We start from the raw sequence: 16,448 nt of genomic DNA on the forward strand, positions 1-16,448 counted from the left end.
CGCGCCCCGCGCCCGTATCGATGACGGGGCCCCTCGCCGGGGCTCCGTGCGGCATGTCGCCCCAGCGGACCGGAGGAACACATGAGGCTGACCCGACCGATGCTCGCACCGGCCGCCCTGGCGGCGGTGCTGGCGCTGACGGGCTGCGGCGCCGGCGGGGACGGTGCGGACACCGTGCCCGCGACGGCGACCGGCAGCCTGGAACACCTGGCCGCCGAGGCCGAGTGCACCCCGGACATGCAGACCGACGCCGACACCATCCGCCAGGCCCTGTGCGGAAAGGGCGCCGGGAAGTACGTCCTGGCCACCTTCTCCACCGACCGCGGCCAGCGCGAGTGGATCAACACGGCCAAGGACTACGGCGGCTACTACCTCGTCGGCCGCAAATGGGTCGCCGTCGGCCACGAGGACGTGGTGGCCGACCTGCGCGGCACCCTCGGCGGAACCCTGGAGCAGGGCGTCCAGCACGGGGGCGGCGGCGCCGGGCACCCGGCCGGGCACGGCGAGCACGCCGGGCATTCCGGCTGACCGGACGCGGACGCGCGAAGGGGGCCGGTGACGGACATCCGCCACCGGCCCCCTCCTTGCCACCGGGCCGGTACCGCTACTGGCAGTCCTCGCCGCGGTTGATGCAGTCGACCACCTCGTTCATCAGGTTCTCGTCCATGACGTTGATGAAGTCGTTGTGATCCGTGATCGGCTTGTGCAACTGCTCCGGGAAGCTGTCCACGGCGTACGGGTTCCGCACCTGGCCGTTCTCGACGGTCGGGGCGGGGATGTCGTACGCGAGGCGGATCTGGAGCTGGGGCACGGCCTGGAAGCCGTTCGCGCAGCTGCCGTCCTCCTGGACGAACGCCATGTGGTCCCGGTGGTTGGCGCTGTCGATGTTCTGGCCGTCCCAGCAGCTCTGGAAGTTGACCGTGCGCAGCACCTGGCTGCCCTCGGGGCACAGCGGGTACTTGTCCGTCACCTGCCGGTCCTCGAAGCCGGAGCAGCTCCACGAGCTGTTGGCGTTGGCGTCACCGTTGGTGAAGGACTTGGCGTCACCGGTGATGACGCGCAGGAACTTCGGCATCGCGACCACGTCGCCCTGCCGGCTGCCGACGAACCTGATCTGGGCCTCGGCCGGCTTGAGGATCTTGCCGATGTTGCCCTCGGCGCCACCGCCCTGGTCGTTGGCGTCGAACTCCTGCGTACCGTCCTGGAGGCGCAGCACCGGCCAGTAGTAGGTGGACTTGTCGCCCTGGTTCTGGCACGAGGTGTCCGCGTTGGCGAGATCCTCGTCGCTGGAGAAGGCGTCGTTGTCCTGGTTGCCGACGTAGTCGTGCGTGTGGTGCGCGCCGTTGTCGACACCCGGGGCGGCGATCAGGTTGTCGCTGTTGAACAGGTTGTTCTCGTTGACGCCGCAGTCCGTGGTGAAGCTGCCGGTGGAACCGCCGTCGCCGTCGGCGGCCAGACCGTTGCGGCTGTCGCGGGAGTTCGGCCGGACGTCGTTGATGTCGACGAAGTCCTCGGCGACCGGGCCCGCGACGCCGTTGCCGTTGTCGTCGTTGCCCTCCTGGTCCTGACCGCCGCCGTTCTGGCCGTCGTCCTGACCGCCGTCGTCCTGGCCGCCGTTCTGGCCGCCGCCGTTCTGCTGGTCCGCGGGACGTCCCTGGCAGCCCGCCAGCTCGTCCAGGTTGTCGTCGGCCTTGCCGCCGGCCCGGTTGATCTCCAGCTGGATCCGGTCGATGATCGCCTTCCGCCGGTCCTTGAGCGGGCCCAGAATGGTGTTCTGGACGAACTGCGAGTCACCCGCCTGCGCCCGCCGGGTGGTGGCCAGGCGCTGGTAGGCGTTGGTGATCTGGCTGTCCATCGTGGCCAGTTCGCCGTCCACCTCCCCGCGCGCCCGGTCCGGCACGTCACGGATCTTCTGGCCGACGTCGGGGCAGTCGATCGTCGCGACCTGCGCGCCGGCCGACCTGGTCCGGTTGTGACCCCCGTGATCCTCGTGCGCCGAAGCGTAGAAGTTGGCCCAGACCAGCCCGCCCCCGCCGACCGCCAGGGCCGCCGCCCCGGCTACGATCTTGGTCGCCAGCGGTGTACGGCGTTTTCTTGTGTTGCGTCCCATGGAACTCCTCAAACTTCCTTGCGGGGGCATCGCTTGCGGGGCATCGAGGGCGCCCGACAGGAGTGAAGCGGCTCCCATCCATACGGAAGCCGCTCCAGAGGTGTTCATCCGACGTGCGAATTGCTGGGGCCGGTGGGGCCCCCGGGACGCGTCACAGGGTCAGCGGCCGCGGTCCAGATACGCCAGAACCGCCAGGACACGGCGGTTGTCGTCGTCCGAGACCTCCAGACTCAGCTTCGCGAAGATGTTCGCCGTGTGCTTCGCGATCGCCCGCTCGGTGACGACGAGCCTGCCCGCGATCGCCGCGTTGGTCCGGCCCTGCGCCATCAGCTCCAGCACCTCCAGCTCGCGGGGGGTGAGCCGCTCCAGCGGCCGGTCCTCCGCCGCGCGCCGGCTGAGCAGCTGCTGGATGACCTGCGGGTCCATCGCCGTACCGCCCGACGCCACCCGCCGTACGGCGTCCACGAACTGCTCCGCGTCGAACACCCGGTCCTTGAGCAGGTAGCCCACCCCGCCGGTCCCGTCGGCCAGCAGCTCGCGCGCGTACAGCTGTTCCACGTGCTGGGAGAGGACCAGCACCGGCAGTCCGGGCCGGTCGCGGCGGGCCTGCAACGCGCACTGCAGGCCCTCGTCGGTGAGAGTGGGCGGCAGCCGCACGTCGACCACGGCGACGTCCGGCCGCAGTTCGGCCAGGGCCCGGGACAGCTCGGGGCCGGTCTCGACGGCCGCGGCGATCTCGAAGTCGTGGGCCTCCAGGAGCCGGACCAGTCCGTCGCGCAGCAGGAACAGGTCTTCGGCTAGGACAACACGCAAGGGATCTCCATGGTGACCATGGTGGGGCCGCCCGCGGGCGAGCTGACGGCCAGGACGCCGTCGAATGTACCCAGTCGGCGCTCCACCCCGGCCAGGCCCGAGCCCGCTCCGATCGACGCACCGCCCTTGCCGTTGTCGGTGACGGAGACGCGCAGCAGCCCCTCGCCGTGGTGGATGTCGATCCAGATCCGGTCGGCGCCGGAGTGCTTCACGGCGTTGGTGAGGATCTCGCTGACCGCGAAGTACGCGGCCGACTCCACGGGTGCCTCGGCGCGGCCGGGCAGGTCCACCTCCACCTCGATGGTGACGGGCAGCCGCAGCGCCAGGGCCCGCACCGCGTCGCCCAGGCCGCGTTCGGCGAGCACCGGCGGGTGGATGCCGCGCACCAGTTCGCGCAGCTCGGTCAGGGCGTCGGCGGAGGACCGCCGGGCCTGTGCGAGCAGTTCCCTGGCCTTGTCCGGGTCCTTCTCCAGCAGCGCCTCGACGGTGCCCAGGTCCATGCCCATGGCGACCAGCCGGGCCTGCGCCCCGTCGTGCAGGTCCCGCTCGATGCGGCGCAGTTCGGCGGCGGAGGTGTCGACGGCGTCGCGCCGGGTCTCGGTCAGCACCCGCACCCGCTCGGCGAGTTCGCCCTGGCCGGAGCCGAGCACCGCACCGGTGAGCCGGAAGTGGGCGCGCAGCAGCAGCGGGGCGAGCCAGAGGGCGGCGACGAGGAGTACGGCGCCCAGCCCGGCGGCGTAGAAGGCGGAGGTCTGGTCGGTGACCTTGACGAAGCCGTACCAGTACCCGTCGGGCAGCACCCGCCACAGCCCGGCCGCGATGGCGAAGCCCTCCAGCGGGTAGAGCGGCAGGGCGAAGGCGACCAGCGCGGTGACGAAGCCCGCCGTCATGTCGACCGGCAGCCACCGGATGTCCCGCCAGGTCGCCGGGTCACGGAGCATCCCGAAGGTGCGGGCCCACGGATTGGCGTCCTCGGGCAGCGGCCGGTACGCCCGCGGGATCCGCACCCCGCCCCACTCGGCGGCGAGCAGCCGCCGCCGGTCCGCGAAGGACCGTACCCCCGCCAGCACCCACGGCGTGGTGACGATGCCGACGCCGATCGGGATCAGGGCGATGGAGACGAGGGTGAAACAGAAGCAGATCACCGCGCCGGGCAGGGAGATGAACATGAGCGCCAGTCCCCGTGCGCCCGACAGGGCGACGTTCCCCGCTCGCCCCCGTGTCCGTGGCCCCTGTGTGCTGCTCTGCGTCTCGATGCTCATGGCGTCAGTCTCGCCGAGGCGACGGCACGGGGCACGGGGCCGGGCACCCCGATCACGGGGTGGTGTCAGATACACCCCCGCCGGGTCCGTCGGCGGCGAGGACCTTCGCCTCCGTCTCCGGGTCCAGGCCGACCGGTGGCCGGTCCGGGCGTCGGGGTGCCGTGCCGCCGAGGTTCCGCAGCCAGGTCCAGGTGCCGGCCGCGGTGTCGCGGGCGGGCCGGCAGACCAGGCCCGTCGCCAGGGCCCGGGAGACGTCCGCGGTGTGCAGCGCGTCGTGCAGGTCGCTGCCCGGGGGCGTCCACACCGGCAGCTGCACCCACGGCTCGATGCCGGCGGCGAGGACGGTCTCCGGGGAGGTCCAGCGCAGCTCCGCGGTGCCGCCCGTCACCGTCGCGCAGGCTTCGAGCAGGCCGCCCATCGTGGTGTGCCCCGGCGGGGAGACCAGGTTGTACGGCCCGCTCAGCTCCCGCTCCACCGCGCCGAGCACCCAGTCGGCGAGGTCACGTACGTCGATGTACTGCAGGGGCAGGTCCCGTGGGCCCGGCGCGAGGACCGGGCCGCCGCGGGCCAGGCGGTTCAGCCACCAGGGCAGGCGGCCGACGTTCTCGTAGGGGCCGAGGATCAGCCCGGCCCGCACGAGCACCGAGCGGTCCGCGCCGAAGGCGTCCAGCACGGCCAGCTCGGCGCCCCGCTTGTCGCGGGCGTAGTCGCGCTGCCCGGCGTCCGCCGAGGCGCCCTCGACGAGCGGGGCGTCCTCGGCGTACCCGGCGGGCGGGGCCCAGGCGTACACCGAGCAGCTCGACACGTACACGTACCGTCCGGCGCGCTGCCGCAGCAGCCGGGCCGCGTCCCGCACCGCGCGGGGCGCCGCCGACCAGGTGTCGACGACGGCGTCCCACGTGTCCTCGGCCCCGGTCAGGGCGGTGAGCCCGTCGGGCGCGGTGCGGTCGCCGTGCAGCGCCCGCGCTCCGGGGGGCGGGGCGTGCCGTCCGCGGTGCAGGACGGTCACCTCCCAGCCGCGTCCGAGCGCCGCCTCGACCACGGACCGCCCCACGAACTCCGTACCGCCCAGCACCAGTAGCCTCATGCCGCCACTGTGCCGGGCGCGGCGGCCGGAGGGAACGCCGCTCTGCCGTCGGCAGAGCGGCGGCACGGGCTCAGCGCCCGGTGGGCGGCGTGTACTTGTAGCCGACGCGCCGCACGGTCTGGATCGTCTGCCGGTGCTGCGCGCCGAGTTTCCGGCGCAGTCGGGCCACGTGCACGTCGACGGTGCGGCCGTCGCCCACGTGTCCGTAGCCCCACACCGTGGTGACCAGCCGGTCGCGGGTGTGCACCCGGTGCGGATGCGCGACGAGGTGGGCGAGCAGCTCGAACTCCAGGTAGGTCAGGTCGAGTTCGCGTCCGTCCACGGTGGCGGTGCGCCGGGCGGGGTCGATCCGGACGAGCGGGTTCTCCGCCCCGTCGCGGCCGGGGTCCTGGGCCCGGTCCGGGTCCCGGAACGGCGGCTGCTGGTCGGCGGGGACGAGGACGAGGTAGCCGACCATCGGCGGGTGTCCCGGCAGTGCCGGCAGGGTGTGCGCGGGCGCGGGCAGCCAGGTGGTGCCCGGTGGCAGCAGGTCCACGACGTCCGCCACCTCGTCCGGGGCGACGGCGCGCAGCCGGTGCCGGGGGCCGCCGGAGTCGGGGCGGGCGGTGGGGGAGTCGAGGGTGACGGTGGACAGGGAACGGGGGGTCGCCATGAGACGTCAGCTCTTTCGCGCGAGAGGTTCGTCGGGAGGGGCGACGGGCGCGAGTTCGTGGTCGGGCGCGTCGCGGGACGTACGTCGTGCGCACCGGCGGCAGGCGCAGAAGGCCTGTGAGGCGGGGCTTCTAGCGGGCCGGCGCGGTCGTCGCGCGGCAACACACCCGGTCGAAGTCGTCGTGCTGACGGGAAGGCCAGAAGGGCTCGAGGTCATGGCGACCCGTCGCTGCGTACTTCCGGAAGCTGGCCATGGGCTCATTGAAGCAGACGGCGGCGGGGGAGAGGAGACTCCTCTCAGTGCGTGGACGCCGACTGGCCGGAACCGGCCGCCGCGGCGGTCAACCCTCCAGCCTCTTGCGCCAGTTCAGCGGGGATACGGCGATCGCGCTGCCCGGGTCGCCGGTCCACTCCGTGGACAGTCCGGACCCCGCGAAGGCCGCCACGACCTCGTGCCCGACGGCCGTCGTCGTCTCCTCGGAGCCGTCGAAACCGCCGTAGTGCAGCATCAGCCCGTGTCCCTCGGCGGCGGCCTCGGTGCTCTGCCGGTGGAAGAAGACGAAGCCGCGGGCGCCCTCGCGCTCGGCGCCTATCTCCGCGGTGCCGCAGACCCGGCAGCAGGTGAAGTTCTCCCGGGCGGTGACACCGGCCGCGTCCAGGGCCTGGAAGACCCGGGTGAGGCGGTCCGGGTCGGTGGTCTCCTCGCCCCAGGCCGCCTGCTCGGCCAGCCGCTCCCGCCACAGCCGGTCCACCGACCGCCAGGCCTGGGCCCGGGACACCGGCCGCTCGCCGTACTCGCCGCCGACGAGGTGCTCCTGGGCGGCCCGGACCAGCGCCTTGCGGCCGTCGTACCCGCAGCGCAGCCGCTCCCGGATCAGCCGCTCGATCTGCTGCCCGACCTCGTCCGGCAGCTCCGGAACGTCCTTCCGGGGTCCCAGGTCGATCGGCTCCCAGGCGACGCCCGCGTCCCAGCCGGGCTCCTGGCGGGCCCAGCCGGTCATGAGGTCGGCCACGCGGTGGGCGTCGTCGAGGTCGGTCCCGAAGAACGCGTCGGCGGCGGCCCGGTGCTCCAGCCGGTACTCCCCGCCCTCCTCGTGCCACACCTGCGCGAACACGTCGGGGATGTCCGGTATCCGCTGCACCACCAGGAAGTGGTCGCCGGCGTGGCCGATGCGCAACACCAGCTCCCGCAGCTCCGCCGCCCGGATCCGGGCGTGCGACTGCCCGTTCTCCGTCTCGACCCTGAGGGGGGACACCGTCGATCTCCATGTCCCCACCCTCGCACGGGCCACTGACAACGCGGCCGGGCGGCGGTGGCCCGGGCTCAGACCTGGCCGGCCTTCTCCAGCGCCGTGCAGCAGGTGTCCACGAGCAGGCGCGTCACGACGTACGGGTCCACGTTGGCGTTGGGACGGCGGTCCTCGATGTAGCCCTTGCCGTCCTTCTCGACCTGCCACGGGATGCGCACCGAGGCGCCGCGGTCGGAGACGCCGTAGGAGTACTCGTTCCACGGGGCGGTCTCGTGCAGGCCAGTGAGTCGGTCGTCGATGCCGGCGCCGTAGTTCTTGACGTGGTCCATCGGCTTGGAGCCCTCACCGAGGGACTCGGCGGCCGTGATGATCGCGTCGTAACCCTCGCGCATCGCCTTGGTGGAGAAGTTGGTGTGCGCGCCCGCGCCGTTCCAGTCGCCCTTGACCGGCTTGGGGTCGAGGGTGGCGGAGACCTCGAAGTCCTCCGCGGTGCGGTAGAGCAGCCAGCGGGCCACCCACAGCTGGTCGGAGACCTCCAGCGGCGCCAGCGGGCCGACCTGGAACTCCCACTGGCCGGGCATGACCTCGGCGTTGATGCCGGAGATGCCGAGTCCGGCCTTCAGGCAGTTCTCCAGGTGCGCCTCGACGACGTCGCGGCCGAAGATCTCGTCCGAGCCGACGCCGCAGTAGTAGCCGCCCTGCGCGGCCGGGAAGCCGCCCTCGGGGAAGCCGAGCGGGCGGGTGCCCTTGAAGAAGGTGTACTCCTGCTCGATGCCGAAGACCGGCTCCTGCGTGGCGAAGCGCTCGGACAGCTCGGCCAGCGCGGCACGGGTGTTGCTCGGGTGCGGCGTCATGTCCGTGTCCAGGACCTCGCACAGCACCAGGATGTCCTCGCCGCCGCGGATCGGGTCGGGGCAGGAGAAGACCGGCTTGAGCACGCAGTCCGAGGAGCTGCCCTCGGCCTGGTTGGTGGAGGAGCCGTCGAAGCCCCAGACCGGCAGGGCGTCCAGACCCGCGGGGGCAGCCGTGATGATCTTCGTCTTGGAACGGAGCTTGGCCGTCGGCTCGGTGCCGTCGATCCAGATGTACTCGGCCTTGAAGGTCACGGGGCCACATCCTTCGGGGTGGGTCTCGGCGCACGTGCGGGTGCGGCGGCGCGGGGGCGGCAGGGGTGCCGCGTCTACTGCCGTGCAGCGTGCCAACGGGCGATTTCCCGGCCGTTGCCCGTAGGTGAACCCCGTGTTACCCGGGCTCGTTGTGGCGCGGCTCACGCCCGTCGTCCGCGGCGGCCTCCCGCACGCCGGTCAGGAAGCCCCGGATCGCCGCCAGTTCCCGCTCGTCGTAGCCGCGCAGCAGCTCCACCGCCCGCCCGATCAGCGGTCCGAAGTGGGACCAGCCCAGCGCCACGGCCCGTTCGTCCACCTCCACGGTGACCCTGCGCCGGTCGCGTTCGTCGCGCACCCGGCGCACGTGACCGGCCCGCTCCAGCCGGTCGACCAGCGCCGTCGTGCCCGCGGAGTTCAGCCCGAGGGCGGCGCCCAGGTGCCCGGCGGTCGTCGCCTCGCCCGCCCGTGCGGCGTCCATGAGCGCGATGAGTGCGCGGACGTCGGTGGGGTGCATGCCGTTGCGCTGCGCGAACCGCGCGCTGTGCGCGCCCAGTTCGACGGTGACCGCGCGCAGGAGATGGACGATCTCCAGCTCCGGTTCCGGGTCGGACATGCGGGTGCTCCCTTCGGTCTCTTCCGGCTCTGCCATCTCTTCCGGCACTTCCGGCACTTCCGGCTCTTCCGCCTCTGCGACGATCGCCTCGCTCGACAAGTATCTCGTTCAGCGAGATGATAGCGGAGAGTCAGGAACAGGGAGCAAGCGAAACAGGGGGCACCGCTCATGAGCGCTCGCGGTCCGTACGACGCCGGCCGTTTCCACGACGCCTACGACAAGGTCATGGCCAAGTGGCCCGCGGAAACCGAGTCGGTGACCGTCCCCACCCCCTTCGGCGCGACGCACGTCCACCTGACCGGCCCGGCCGACGGTCGCCCCCTCGTGCTGCTGCCGGGCGGCGGTGCGGCGACCTCCGCGTCCTGGTACGCCCAGGCCGCCGAGCTGTCCCGCACCCACCGCGTCCACGCCGTCGACCTGATCGGCGCGCCGGGCCGCAGCACCCCGGCCGGCGACCGCCACCCCCGTACGGTCGCCGACCTGGCCGGCTGGCTGGACGCGCTCCTCGACGGCCTCGGCATCGCGGAGACCGACCTCGGCGGGCACTCCTACGGCGCCTGGATCGCCCTGCACCACGCCCTGCACGCGCCCGGCCGGGTACGCCGCCTGTTCCTCCTGGACCCGACCCAGTGCTTCGCCGGGTTCGAGGCGGCCTACCTGCTGCGCGCGCTGCCGATGCTGCTGCGGCCCACGCCCCGCCGGGTCCGCGCCTTCCTGGAGTGGGAGACCGGCGCGACCCCGCTCGACGCGGACTGGGTCGCCCTCCAGGAGGCCGCCGTCGGCTTCCCGGAGCGCAGGCCGGTCACCGGACCGCGCCCGGCCCCGGAGGCGCTGCGCGCCCTGGAGGTGCCGGTCCTGCTGCTCCTGGCCGAGAACAGCAGGACGCACGACGCCGCCGAGGTGGCGGCCCGGGCGCGGACCCTGCTGCCGCACGTGGAGACGGAGGTCCTGGCGGACGTGTCCCACCACGCGCTGCCCCAGTCCGCGCCGCCCGGCCTCGGCCGCCGCCTCGGCGACTTCCTGACCGCGCCCGCCGGCTGAGCTCAGCCGACCTTCTCGATCAGCGCCCGCCGGATCAGGAACTTCCCCTCCTCACGGACCTGTTCGAAGGCCGCGTTGTTGAGCAGGGCACAGCTTCCCGAGACCGAGTTCACCTCCACGGTCGTGGACTTGTCGTTGTCGAGGTTGGTCACCCTGAGCTTGGTGCCCACCGGGAACCGGTCGCTGGAGGCGGCGGGCGCGCCGCCCTCGCCGGAGAGGGTGACGGTGGAACCGGCGCAGACCTGCTCGCCGGCCTGCTCCCCGGCCTGTGCGGCGCCCCCGGCCTGGTCACCGGTCTGGTGTCCGGCCTGGTCACCGGCTTGGTCACCGGACTGGTCACCGGCCTGGTCCCCGGTGTCCTGCCCGGACTGCGGCGGCTGCGCGGCCCGGGGGTCCTGAGCCGACTCCCCGACCGCGCACCCGGACGCCGCCTGCTTGCGCTCGATCTCCGCGACGACGGCCTCGCGGTTCTCGATCCGGGCCTGCGACTGCGCGTCGGGATCGGCCCGCTGGCCCTCGATGAACCGCTGGTTGTTGCCGAGCGCGGTGGCCAGGCCCTGGCAGACGCCCGAGTCCTGGGCGGCCTTGGTCCGCGCTTCCGGGGTGGTCTGCGCGGCGTTGGACGCGGTCGCCGCGAGGAAGGCGCCGCCACCGGCCACCGCGGCGGCGCCGACCAGCAGCGCGATCTTCTTCTGCGTACCGAGAGTTCTCCTGCGCGACATGCGCGCCTCCTGAAGAGGTAGGGGAGCGTACGCCGCTATGTACGAGATACCGAACGGAGTTGCTCACCGGTCGCGCCGACGCGCGCACGTAACCTGCGTCACACCGCCGGGCCCCGGTCTACCGGGACAGGGCGTCCCGGACCGCCTCGTCGGTGCGGCCCACCACGGCCGTTCCGTCGTCCGCCGTGATGATCGGGCGCTGGATCAGCTTCGGGTGCTCGGTGAGCGCGGTGATCCAGCGGTCGCGTGACGCCTCGTCACGGGACCAGTCCCTCAGGCCCAGTTCCTTGGCGGCCGCCTCCTGGGTACGGGTGATGTCCCACGGTTCGAGTCCGAGCCGGGTGAGCACCTCGCGGATCTCGTCCGCGCTCGGCACGTCTTCCAGGTAGCGGCGGACGGTGTAGTCGGCCCCCTCGGCGTCGAGCAGACTGATGGCGCTGCGGCACTTCGAACAGGCCGGATTGATCCAGATCTCCATGCCGGACACGGTAGCCGGAGGGTGCCGAAACTCGTTCACCACGTGGGTCCCAGCGGCCCCGAAAGGCCTTGTGGGCAGGGGCTTTTGTCAGTGGTGGGCAGTAAAATAGAAGCAGTGTTCGAGAGTGTCGCCGGGAGGTCCGGACGGCGCCCCGACCGCGACAGGAGGATGCCTGTGCCCGCTGCCGCACTGAAGCCGAAGCCGTTGCCCACCCAGTCCACCGCCAAGCGGCCCGTCCTGCTCGACCTGCCGTACGAACCCGTGGAGAAGCGTCCGCTGCCGGCGGGCCGCCCCCGCGAGTGGTACGTGACGCACAACCGCCGGCTCAAGGCGATGCGGCTCGCCATCGCCCTGCTCGACTCCGGCGTCTACCTGCCCAACCAGGCGCGCAACGAGAGGATACGGAGCGCTGCCCTGACCATCGGGGTCCACCCGCCGTCGGACACCACGTGCCACATGGTGCGGGCGTTGATGCGGTACTCGCGGTGAGCGGGACGCCGGGTGCCCTCTCCTCTGCGGGCGCCCGGCGTTCGAGGGCCTGCGCTACGCCGCCAGCTCCCGTTCCAGCGGCGTCCGGAAGCGGGGGGTGATCCGGGCCGTGCCCACCCAGGACGCCAGGCGCGCCGCCTCGGCCGCGATCGCGCTCTCCGCCTCGCGACCGAGGCCCTCGTCGTCCAGGATCCGCCAGACGATCTCGCCGTCGGCGCGCTGGGCCCAGCCGCCGACCACGCGGCCGTTCCACCACACGGTCGGTCCGACGTTGCCGCTGCGGTCGAAGAGCATCGGCCGCAGCTCGGGGGCGAGGTACCAGTCCCGCTGCTGCCAGCCCATCGCGGTGGGGTCCAGCGCGGGCAGCAGCGCCGCCCACGGCTCGGCGGGCCCGGCGACCGGGCCGGTGTCACCGGAGACGACGTATCCGGTGCCCTCGTCCAGCGAGACCGCCTCCGCGCCGATGGCGGTCAGCGCCCGGCGCACCTCCGTCACCCGCCACCCGGTCCACCACTTGAGGTCGTCCTCGGTCGCCGGACCGCATGCCGTCAACCACCGGCGCAACAGCTCGGCCTGGGCCTCGCCCGGGTCCAGCTCGGGATGGTCCGGCGCCGGTGCCCAGCGGAACTGACTGGACGTCCACGAGCCCAGCGGCCGCCCCCGCACCACCTTGCCCTCCACGCCCAGCACCCTCAGCAGCTGGGTGGAGACGGTGTGCACCCCCTCGTAGCTCTTCCCGGCCGCGTAGACGTACTGCTCCTTGAGACGCGGCTCGTCGCGGGCCAGTTCGGCCGCCGTGGCCTGGCCGCGCCGGGCCAGCGCGGCCAGCGCGGACTCCTCCACATCGGTCAGCCAGGCGGCGTCCGGCGCCCCGGCCGCCGCCATGTTCTTGAGCAGTCTGGCCCGCTCCCGGGCGGCGACGGTGCGGCCGGTGGAGGCGTGCACGACCGCCGTCAGCCCGGTGGGGAACACGAACACCGTGTGCCGCATGCCGTGCATCCGGACCAGCGCCCCGTCCTCGTACAGCGCCCGCTCCGTCTCGCCCACGGTCTTCGTCGCGTCCGCCAGCCGTGCGCCCACGGCCAGGTGCACCGCCGCCGGGTCCGTGCCGTGCAGCGCCACCAGCGAGTCGGCGATCTCCTCCGGGCTCCCCGCCCGCGCGGCGCCCGCCAGCCGCTGCCGCAGGGCCAGCCGGTGCCGCCGCTCGGCCGTCCCGATGTGCCGTCGTCCGGCGTCGTTCATGGGGCCCTCCGCCCGTCCTCACGTCCGTAGCGTCCTCGGTACGGACATCGTGCCCGACCCCACTGACAGGCGGCGGCGCACGGCGGTCAGAGTCCGGGCGCGCCCCACACCGGGAACCAGCGGCCCAAGTCGCCCTCCACCGGCAGTTCGTCGCCGAGCACCGCACGTACCCGCAGCTCCAGCGCGTTGTCCCGCCGTCGCCGTTCGCCGGGCAGGGGCGCGAAGGGGTAGAAGGTGCCGCGCTTGTAGAGGTAGACGAGGGCGAGCCGCCGCCCGTCGTCGTCCACGAAACCGGCCAGGGAGCACAGCAGCCGCGGGCCGAACCCGCCCGCCTCCAGGGTGCTGTTCACCGCGTGCAGGTCGTTCACCAGGAGGGGCAGCTCGTCCGGGGAACGCTGCGAGACGAGCCAGGAGTAGCCGTAGGAGTCGTGGGTCGGCTCCACCGGGGTGCGGCCGGCGTCCGCGTCCAGCAGGGCGCGGATCTCGCGGTGCGTGCGCTCGAAGGCGGCGCCCTCGACCGTCGCGAAGCACACCGCCCCCTGCCCGGTCGGACGGAACCCGGCGGCGGCCTCCAGGCCCACCGCCGCCGAGGGCAGCGCGAAGAGCCGGTCCAGATCCGGGCCCACGGCCCTGGAGCGGCCGAGCAGGATGTCCAGCAGTCCCATGCCCGCGCCTCAGGCCTTGCCGGGGGCCGGTGCCTCGCCCAGCTCGGTGGAGATCCGGCCCAGCTGGTCGAGCCGCTGCTCCAGGCTGGGGTGGGTCGCGAAGAACCGGCCGAGGCCGGGGTCGCTGCCGAAGGCCGGGGTGAAGTAGAAGGCGTTGAAGGCCTGGGCCGTGCGCAGGTCCTTGGTCGGGATGCGGGCGATGTCGCCGGTGACCTTGGTGAGCGCCGACGCAAGCGCCGAGGGGCGTCCGGTGAGCAGGGCCGCGGCCCGGTCGGCCGCCAGCTCCCGGTACCGGGACAGGGCGCGGATCAGCAGGAAGCTGAGCGCGTACACGGCCGCCGAGACGCCCATCACGACCGCCAGCACGGCCAGCGTGTTCTGGTCCCGGCGCCCGCCGAAGAGCTGGGAGTAGAAGGCGAACCGCACGATCAGGCCCGCGATCACGCCGAGGAAGGACGCCACCGTGATCACCGCGACGTCCTTGTGCGCCACGTGCGACAGCTCGTGCGCCAGCACCCCCTCCAGCTCCGCGGGCTCCAGCCGCCGCAGCAGCCCGGTCGTGACGCAGACCACCGCGTTGTCCGGATTGCGGCCGGTGGCGAAGGCGTTCGGCATCTCCATCTCCGACACCGCGACCACCGGCTTCGGCATGTCGGCCATCGCCGCCAGCCGGTCCACCACCCCGTGCAGCTCCGGATACTCCTCCCGCTCCACGACCCGGCCGCGCATCGCGAACAGCGCGATCCGGTCGGAGAACCAGTACTGCGCCCCGAACACCAGCGCCACGATCACCACGACCAGGACCCAGGACTTCAGCAGCGCGATCAGCGCGGCGACGAAACCCACGTACAACAGGCCGAGCAGGAAGAGGGTGACCCCCATGCGCACGGTCAACCGCCGGTCGCTCCGGAAGCGGCTCTGCATCTGTACCACCTCGCAGTCGGGCACTCGTCCCGCTGTCCAGTGTGCACCCGGCACCCCGGAGGCCAGGCACCCCGGAGGCTAGGCGGTGTCGAACGGCGCCAGCCGGCGGGTGATGCGGTCGAACAGCTCCGTCAGCGGCTCGCCGATGTCCCGGCCGAACTCGCTCAGCCCGTACGTGACCCGGGGCGGTGTCGTCGGCTCGACCTCCCGCCAGACCAGGCCGTCCTCGACCAGCACGCGCAGGGTCTGGGCGAGCATCTTCTCGCTGATGCCCTGGATGCTCTCGCGCAGCTCGTAGAACCGGAGGTCGTTGCGCCGCAGGGCGATCAGCACCCAGATGCCCCACCTGCTGGTCACGTGGTCGACCATGTCGCGCGCCAGGCAGTCGGTGTGAAACACGTCATACCGTGCGCCGGGCTCGACCCGTCCGGGCTGCAAACCTTCTGTCATGTCATGAGCTTACCTTCAGGTATGCCCTTACCAAGAGTTAGCCGGTGCTCCTAGCGTGAAGATCCACAGAGGACATCCGACAAGGAGCTCATCATGATCGTCGTGACCGGGGCCACCGGGAACATCGGCCGCCCGCTGACGCGGGCGCTGGCAGAGGCGGGCGAGCAGGTGACGGCGGTGTCACGGCACCCGGCGGCGGTACCGGACGGCGTGCGCCACCTGGTGGCCGACCTCGCCGAGCCGGCCGGGCTGCGGCCCGCGCTGACCGGGGCCAAGTCGCTGTTCCTGCTGCTGTCCGGCGACCTGCACGCCCTCGGCGCCAACCCCGCCGACCTCATCGGCGAAGCCGCGCGGAGCGGGGTCCGCCGCGTCGTCCTGCTCTCCACGCTCGGCGTGGTGACCAGGCCCTTCGGGGCGACCCGGATCGCGATGCGCGAGCTGGAGGACACGCTGCGGGAGTCCGGCCTGGAATGGGCCGTCCTGCGGCCGGGCGGCTTCGCCTCCAACGCGCTGTGGTGGGCCGAGTCCGTCCGCGCGCGACGGGTCGTCGCCGCCCCCTTCGGCGACGTCGGAGTGCCGGTCGTCGACCCGGCGGACATCGCCGCGGTGGCGGCGGCCTGCCTGCTGGAGGACCGGCACACCGGCGGGGCCTACGAGCTGACCGGCCCGGAGGTGATCACCCCGCGCGGGCAGACGGAGGCCATCGCCGCCGCACTGGGCGCGCCCGTGGCCTTCCACGAGCTGACCCGGGAGGAGGCCAGGACCGCCATGGCCCGGAGCATGCCGGCGGAGCTCGCCGACGACACCCTCGACATCCTCGGCAACCCGAGTCCGGCCGAGCTGCGCGTCAGCCCGGACATCGAGCGGGTCCTGGGCCGGGCCCCGCGGCCCTTCGCCGACTGGGCGGCCCGCAACGCCGACGCGTTCCGCTGAGGGGCGGCGGTCCCGGGCGGGCGGGGCGGTACCAGCGGGCGGGGCGGTACTAGTAGGGCGCCCGGAAGTTGACGTAACCGAGCAGCACGATCACCGCGGCCACACAGCCGAGCACCACGACGGTGGACACCCACGACGACCGGCGCCGTGAGCCCACGTGGTCGGGGTCGGCGCGGAAGGGGACCGGGCCGGGCGGGTTCTCCTTCCAGCGCGCGGCGAGCATCCGGGCGCGCGCCGAGGGCTCCTTGTGCTCGGCACCCTCCGCCCACCTCAGGTCGTACTCGCGCTCCTCGTCGTCGCGATCCGGCATCTCCGGCACTCTCCCCGTCCCCCGGCGTCAACCTGACTCGAACAACCGTGTCAGTACACATGATCCCGGCCCGCCCGCACCCTGTGAAGGGTTTTCGGCCACGCACGACGGCGCCCCCGCCCCCGGGAAACGGGGACGGGGGCGCCGGTCGGATCGGCGTGACCCGTCGATCACACGTCGAAGTACATCTCGAACTAAACGGGCACATCTGCGACCTGCACAAACGTTCGGCGTATGCCGTCTGACCTGCGGATTCCCTACCGGCCATTACCGGCCGTTGGCGGCGGTTTCTGACTGTCCTG

At 72.9% G+C, this 16,448-nt stretch carries 19 protein-coding genes; 4 read left to right on the forward strand and 15 right to left on the reverse strand.

Going from position 1 to position 16,448, the window contains the following annotated elements; genetic code table 11:
* The first annotated feature begins 81 nt into the window (after positions 1-81).
* Positions 82-528 carry a lipoprotein gene (locus tag R2E43_RS27215; protein WP_003976597.1) on the forward strand — a complete coding sequence of 149 codons (447 nt, stop codon included), beginning with the start codon at positions 82-84 and terminating at the stop codon, positions 526-528.
* A 76-nt stretch (positions 529-604) separates the two neighbouring features.
* Here R2E43_RS27215 and R2E43_RS27220 read toward each other — a convergent pair whose 3' ends face one another.
* The 8 genes from R2E43_RS27220 to R2E43_RS27255 all read right to left on the reverse strand — a co-directional run bounded on the left by R2E43_RS27220 (position 605) and on the right by R2E43_RS27255 (position 8,892).
* Entirely contained in the window at positions 605-2,110 is a 1,506-nt protein-coding gene (locus R2E43_RS27220; protein WP_016326057.1) for a DUF1996 domain-containing protein, read from the reverse strand.
* A 159-nt stretch (positions 2,111-2,269) separates the two neighbouring features.
* Positions 2,270-2,923 carry a response regulator transcription factor gene (locus R2E43_RS27225; protein ID WP_003976599.1) on the reverse strand — a complete coding sequence of 218 codons (654 nt, stop codon included), beginning with the start codon at positions 2,921-2,923 and terminating at the stop codon, positions 2,270-2,272.
* Positions 2,908-4,185 (reverse strand): sensor histidine kinase, encoded by a 1,278-nt coding sequence (locus R2E43_RS27230; RefSeq protein WP_003976600.1) that lies wholly within the window; start codon positions 4,183-4,185, stop codon positions 2,908-2,910. The genes R2E43_RS27225 and R2E43_RS27230 overlap by 16 nt, the downstream gene beginning before the upstream one ends.
* Before the next feature lie 52 nt (positions 4,186-4,237).
* Positions 4,238-5,272: an SDR family oxidoreductase gene (locus tag R2E43_RS27235; RefSeq protein ID WP_003976601.1), complete on the reverse strand. Its 1,035-nt coding sequence runs from the start codon at positions 5,270-5,272 to the stop codon at positions 4,238-4,240.
* 70 nt (positions 5,273-5,342) lie between these two features.
* A complete protein-coding gene (locus R2E43_RS27240; protein WP_003976602.1) occupies positions 5,343-5,924 on the reverse strand; it encodes a winged helix-turn-helix domain-containing protein in 582 nt (193 codons plus the stop codon).
* A 340-nt stretch (positions 5,925-6,264) separates the two neighbouring features.
* Positions 6,265-7,179, reverse strand: coding sequence for a DUF6891 domain-containing protein (locus R2E43_RS27245; protein WP_408649121.1), 915 nt, complete (start codon positions 7,177-7,179; stop codon positions 6,265-6,267).
* Positions 7,180-7,247: 68 nt separating this feature from the next.
* Positions 7,248-8,279 (reverse strand): glutamine synthetase, encoded by a 1,032-nt coding sequence (gene glnII / locus R2E43_RS27250; RefSeq protein ID WP_003976605.1) that lies wholly within the window; start codon positions 8,277-8,279, stop codon positions 7,248-7,250.
* Between the two features lie 136 nt (positions 8,280-8,415).
* The gene (locus R2E43_RS27255; RefSeq protein WP_030870904.1) at positions 8,416-8,892 is read right to left on the reverse strand and encodes a MarR family transcriptional regulator; all 477 of its coding nucleotides are present in this window, start codon (positions 8,890-8,892) and stop codon (positions 8,416-8,418) included.
* Positions 8,893-9,060: 168 nt separating this feature from the next.
* On the opposite strand from R2E43_RS27255, the gene R2E43_RS27260 reads away from it, so the two are divergent.
* On the forward strand, positions 9,061-9,933 hold the full coding sequence (locus tag R2E43_RS27260) for an alpha/beta fold hydrolase (protein ID WP_003976607.1): 873 nt from the start codon (positions 9,061-9,063) through the stop codon (positions 9,931-9,933).
* A 2-nt stretch (positions 9,934-9,935) separates the two neighbouring features.
* On the opposite strand, the gene R2E43_RS27265 is transcribed toward R2E43_RS27260, so the two are convergent.
* Both R2E43_RS27265 and R2E43_RS27270 read right to left on the reverse strand, forming a co-directional pair.
* On the reverse strand, positions 9,936-10,655 hold the full coding sequence (locus R2E43_RS27265; protein WP_191849147.1) for an RlpA-like double-psi beta-barrel domain-containing protein: 720 nt from the start codon (positions 10,653-10,655) through the stop codon (positions 9,936-9,938).
* A 118-nt stretch (positions 10,656-10,773) separates the two neighbouring features.
* Positions 10,774-11,133: an arsenate reductase family protein gene (locus tag R2E43_RS27270; RefSeq protein WP_189283784.1), complete on the reverse strand. Its 360-nt coding sequence runs from the start codon at positions 11,131-11,133 to the stop codon at positions 10,774-10,776.
* Between the two features lie 174 nt (positions 11,134-11,307).
* On the opposite strand from R2E43_RS27270, the gene R2E43_RS27275 reads away from it, so the two are divergent.
* The gene (locus R2E43_RS27275; protein WP_003976610.1) at positions 11,308-11,622 is read left to right on the forward strand and encodes a hypothetical protein; all 315 of its coding nucleotides are present in this window, start codon (positions 11,308-11,310) and stop codon (positions 11,620-11,622) included.
* A 54-nt stretch (positions 11,623-11,676) separates the two neighbouring features.
* Here the strand turns inward: R2E43_RS27275 and R2E43_RS27280 are convergent, their stop codons facing one another.
* From R2E43_RS27280 to R2E43_RS27295, 4 genes are all read right to left on the reverse strand, one after another.
* Complete coding sequence (locus R2E43_RS27280) at positions 11,677-12,864, reverse strand: winged helix DNA-binding domain-containing protein (protein WP_003976611.1); 1,188 nt, start codon at positions 12,862-12,864, stop codon at positions 11,677-11,679.
* Positions 12,865-12,950: 86 nt separating this feature from the next.
* Positions 12,951-13,529: a PspA-associated protein PspAB gene (gene pspAB, locus R2E43_RS27285; RefSeq protein ID WP_003976612.1), complete on the reverse strand. Its 579-nt coding sequence runs from the start codon at positions 13,527-13,529 to the stop codon at positions 12,951-12,953.
* 9 nt (positions 13,530-13,538) lie between these two features.
* The gene (gene htpX, locus R2E43_RS27290; RefSeq protein WP_332056662.1) at positions 13,539-14,453 is read right to left on the reverse strand and encodes a zinc metalloprotease HtpX; all 915 of its coding nucleotides are present in this window, start codon (positions 14,451-14,453) and stop codon (positions 13,539-13,541) included.
* Positions 14,454-14,531: 78 nt separating this feature from the next.
* Positions 14,532-14,903, reverse strand: a complete 372-nt coding sequence (locus R2E43_RS27295; protein ID WP_003976614.1) for a winged helix-turn-helix transcriptional regulator — start codon at positions 14,901-14,903, stop codon at positions 14,532-14,534.
* A gap of 93 nt (positions 14,904-14,996) precedes the next feature.
* Between R2E43_RS27295 and R2E43_RS27300 the strand changes: the two genes are divergently transcribed.
* Positions 14,997-15,836, forward strand: a complete 840-nt coding sequence (locus R2E43_RS27300) for an SDR family oxidoreductase (RefSeq protein WP_003976615.1) — start codon at positions 14,997-14,999, stop codon at positions 15,834-15,836.
* 49 nt (positions 15,837-15,885) lie between these two features.
* Here the strand turns inward: R2E43_RS27300 and R2E43_RS27305 are convergent, their stop codons facing one another.
* Positions 15,886-16,146, reverse strand: a complete 261-nt coding sequence (locus R2E43_RS27305) for an SCO2583/SCO2584 N-terminal domain-containing protein (RefSeq protein WP_016326052.1) — start codon at positions 16,144-16,146, stop codon at positions 15,886-15,888.
* Positions 16,147-16,448: the final 302 nt, after the last annotated feature.

This window comes from Streptomyces violaceoruber, assembly GCF_033406955.1.
GTDB classification, from domain to species: Bacteria; Actinomycetota; Actinomycetes; order Streptomycetales; family Streptomycetaceae; genus Streptomyces; species Streptomyces violaceoruber.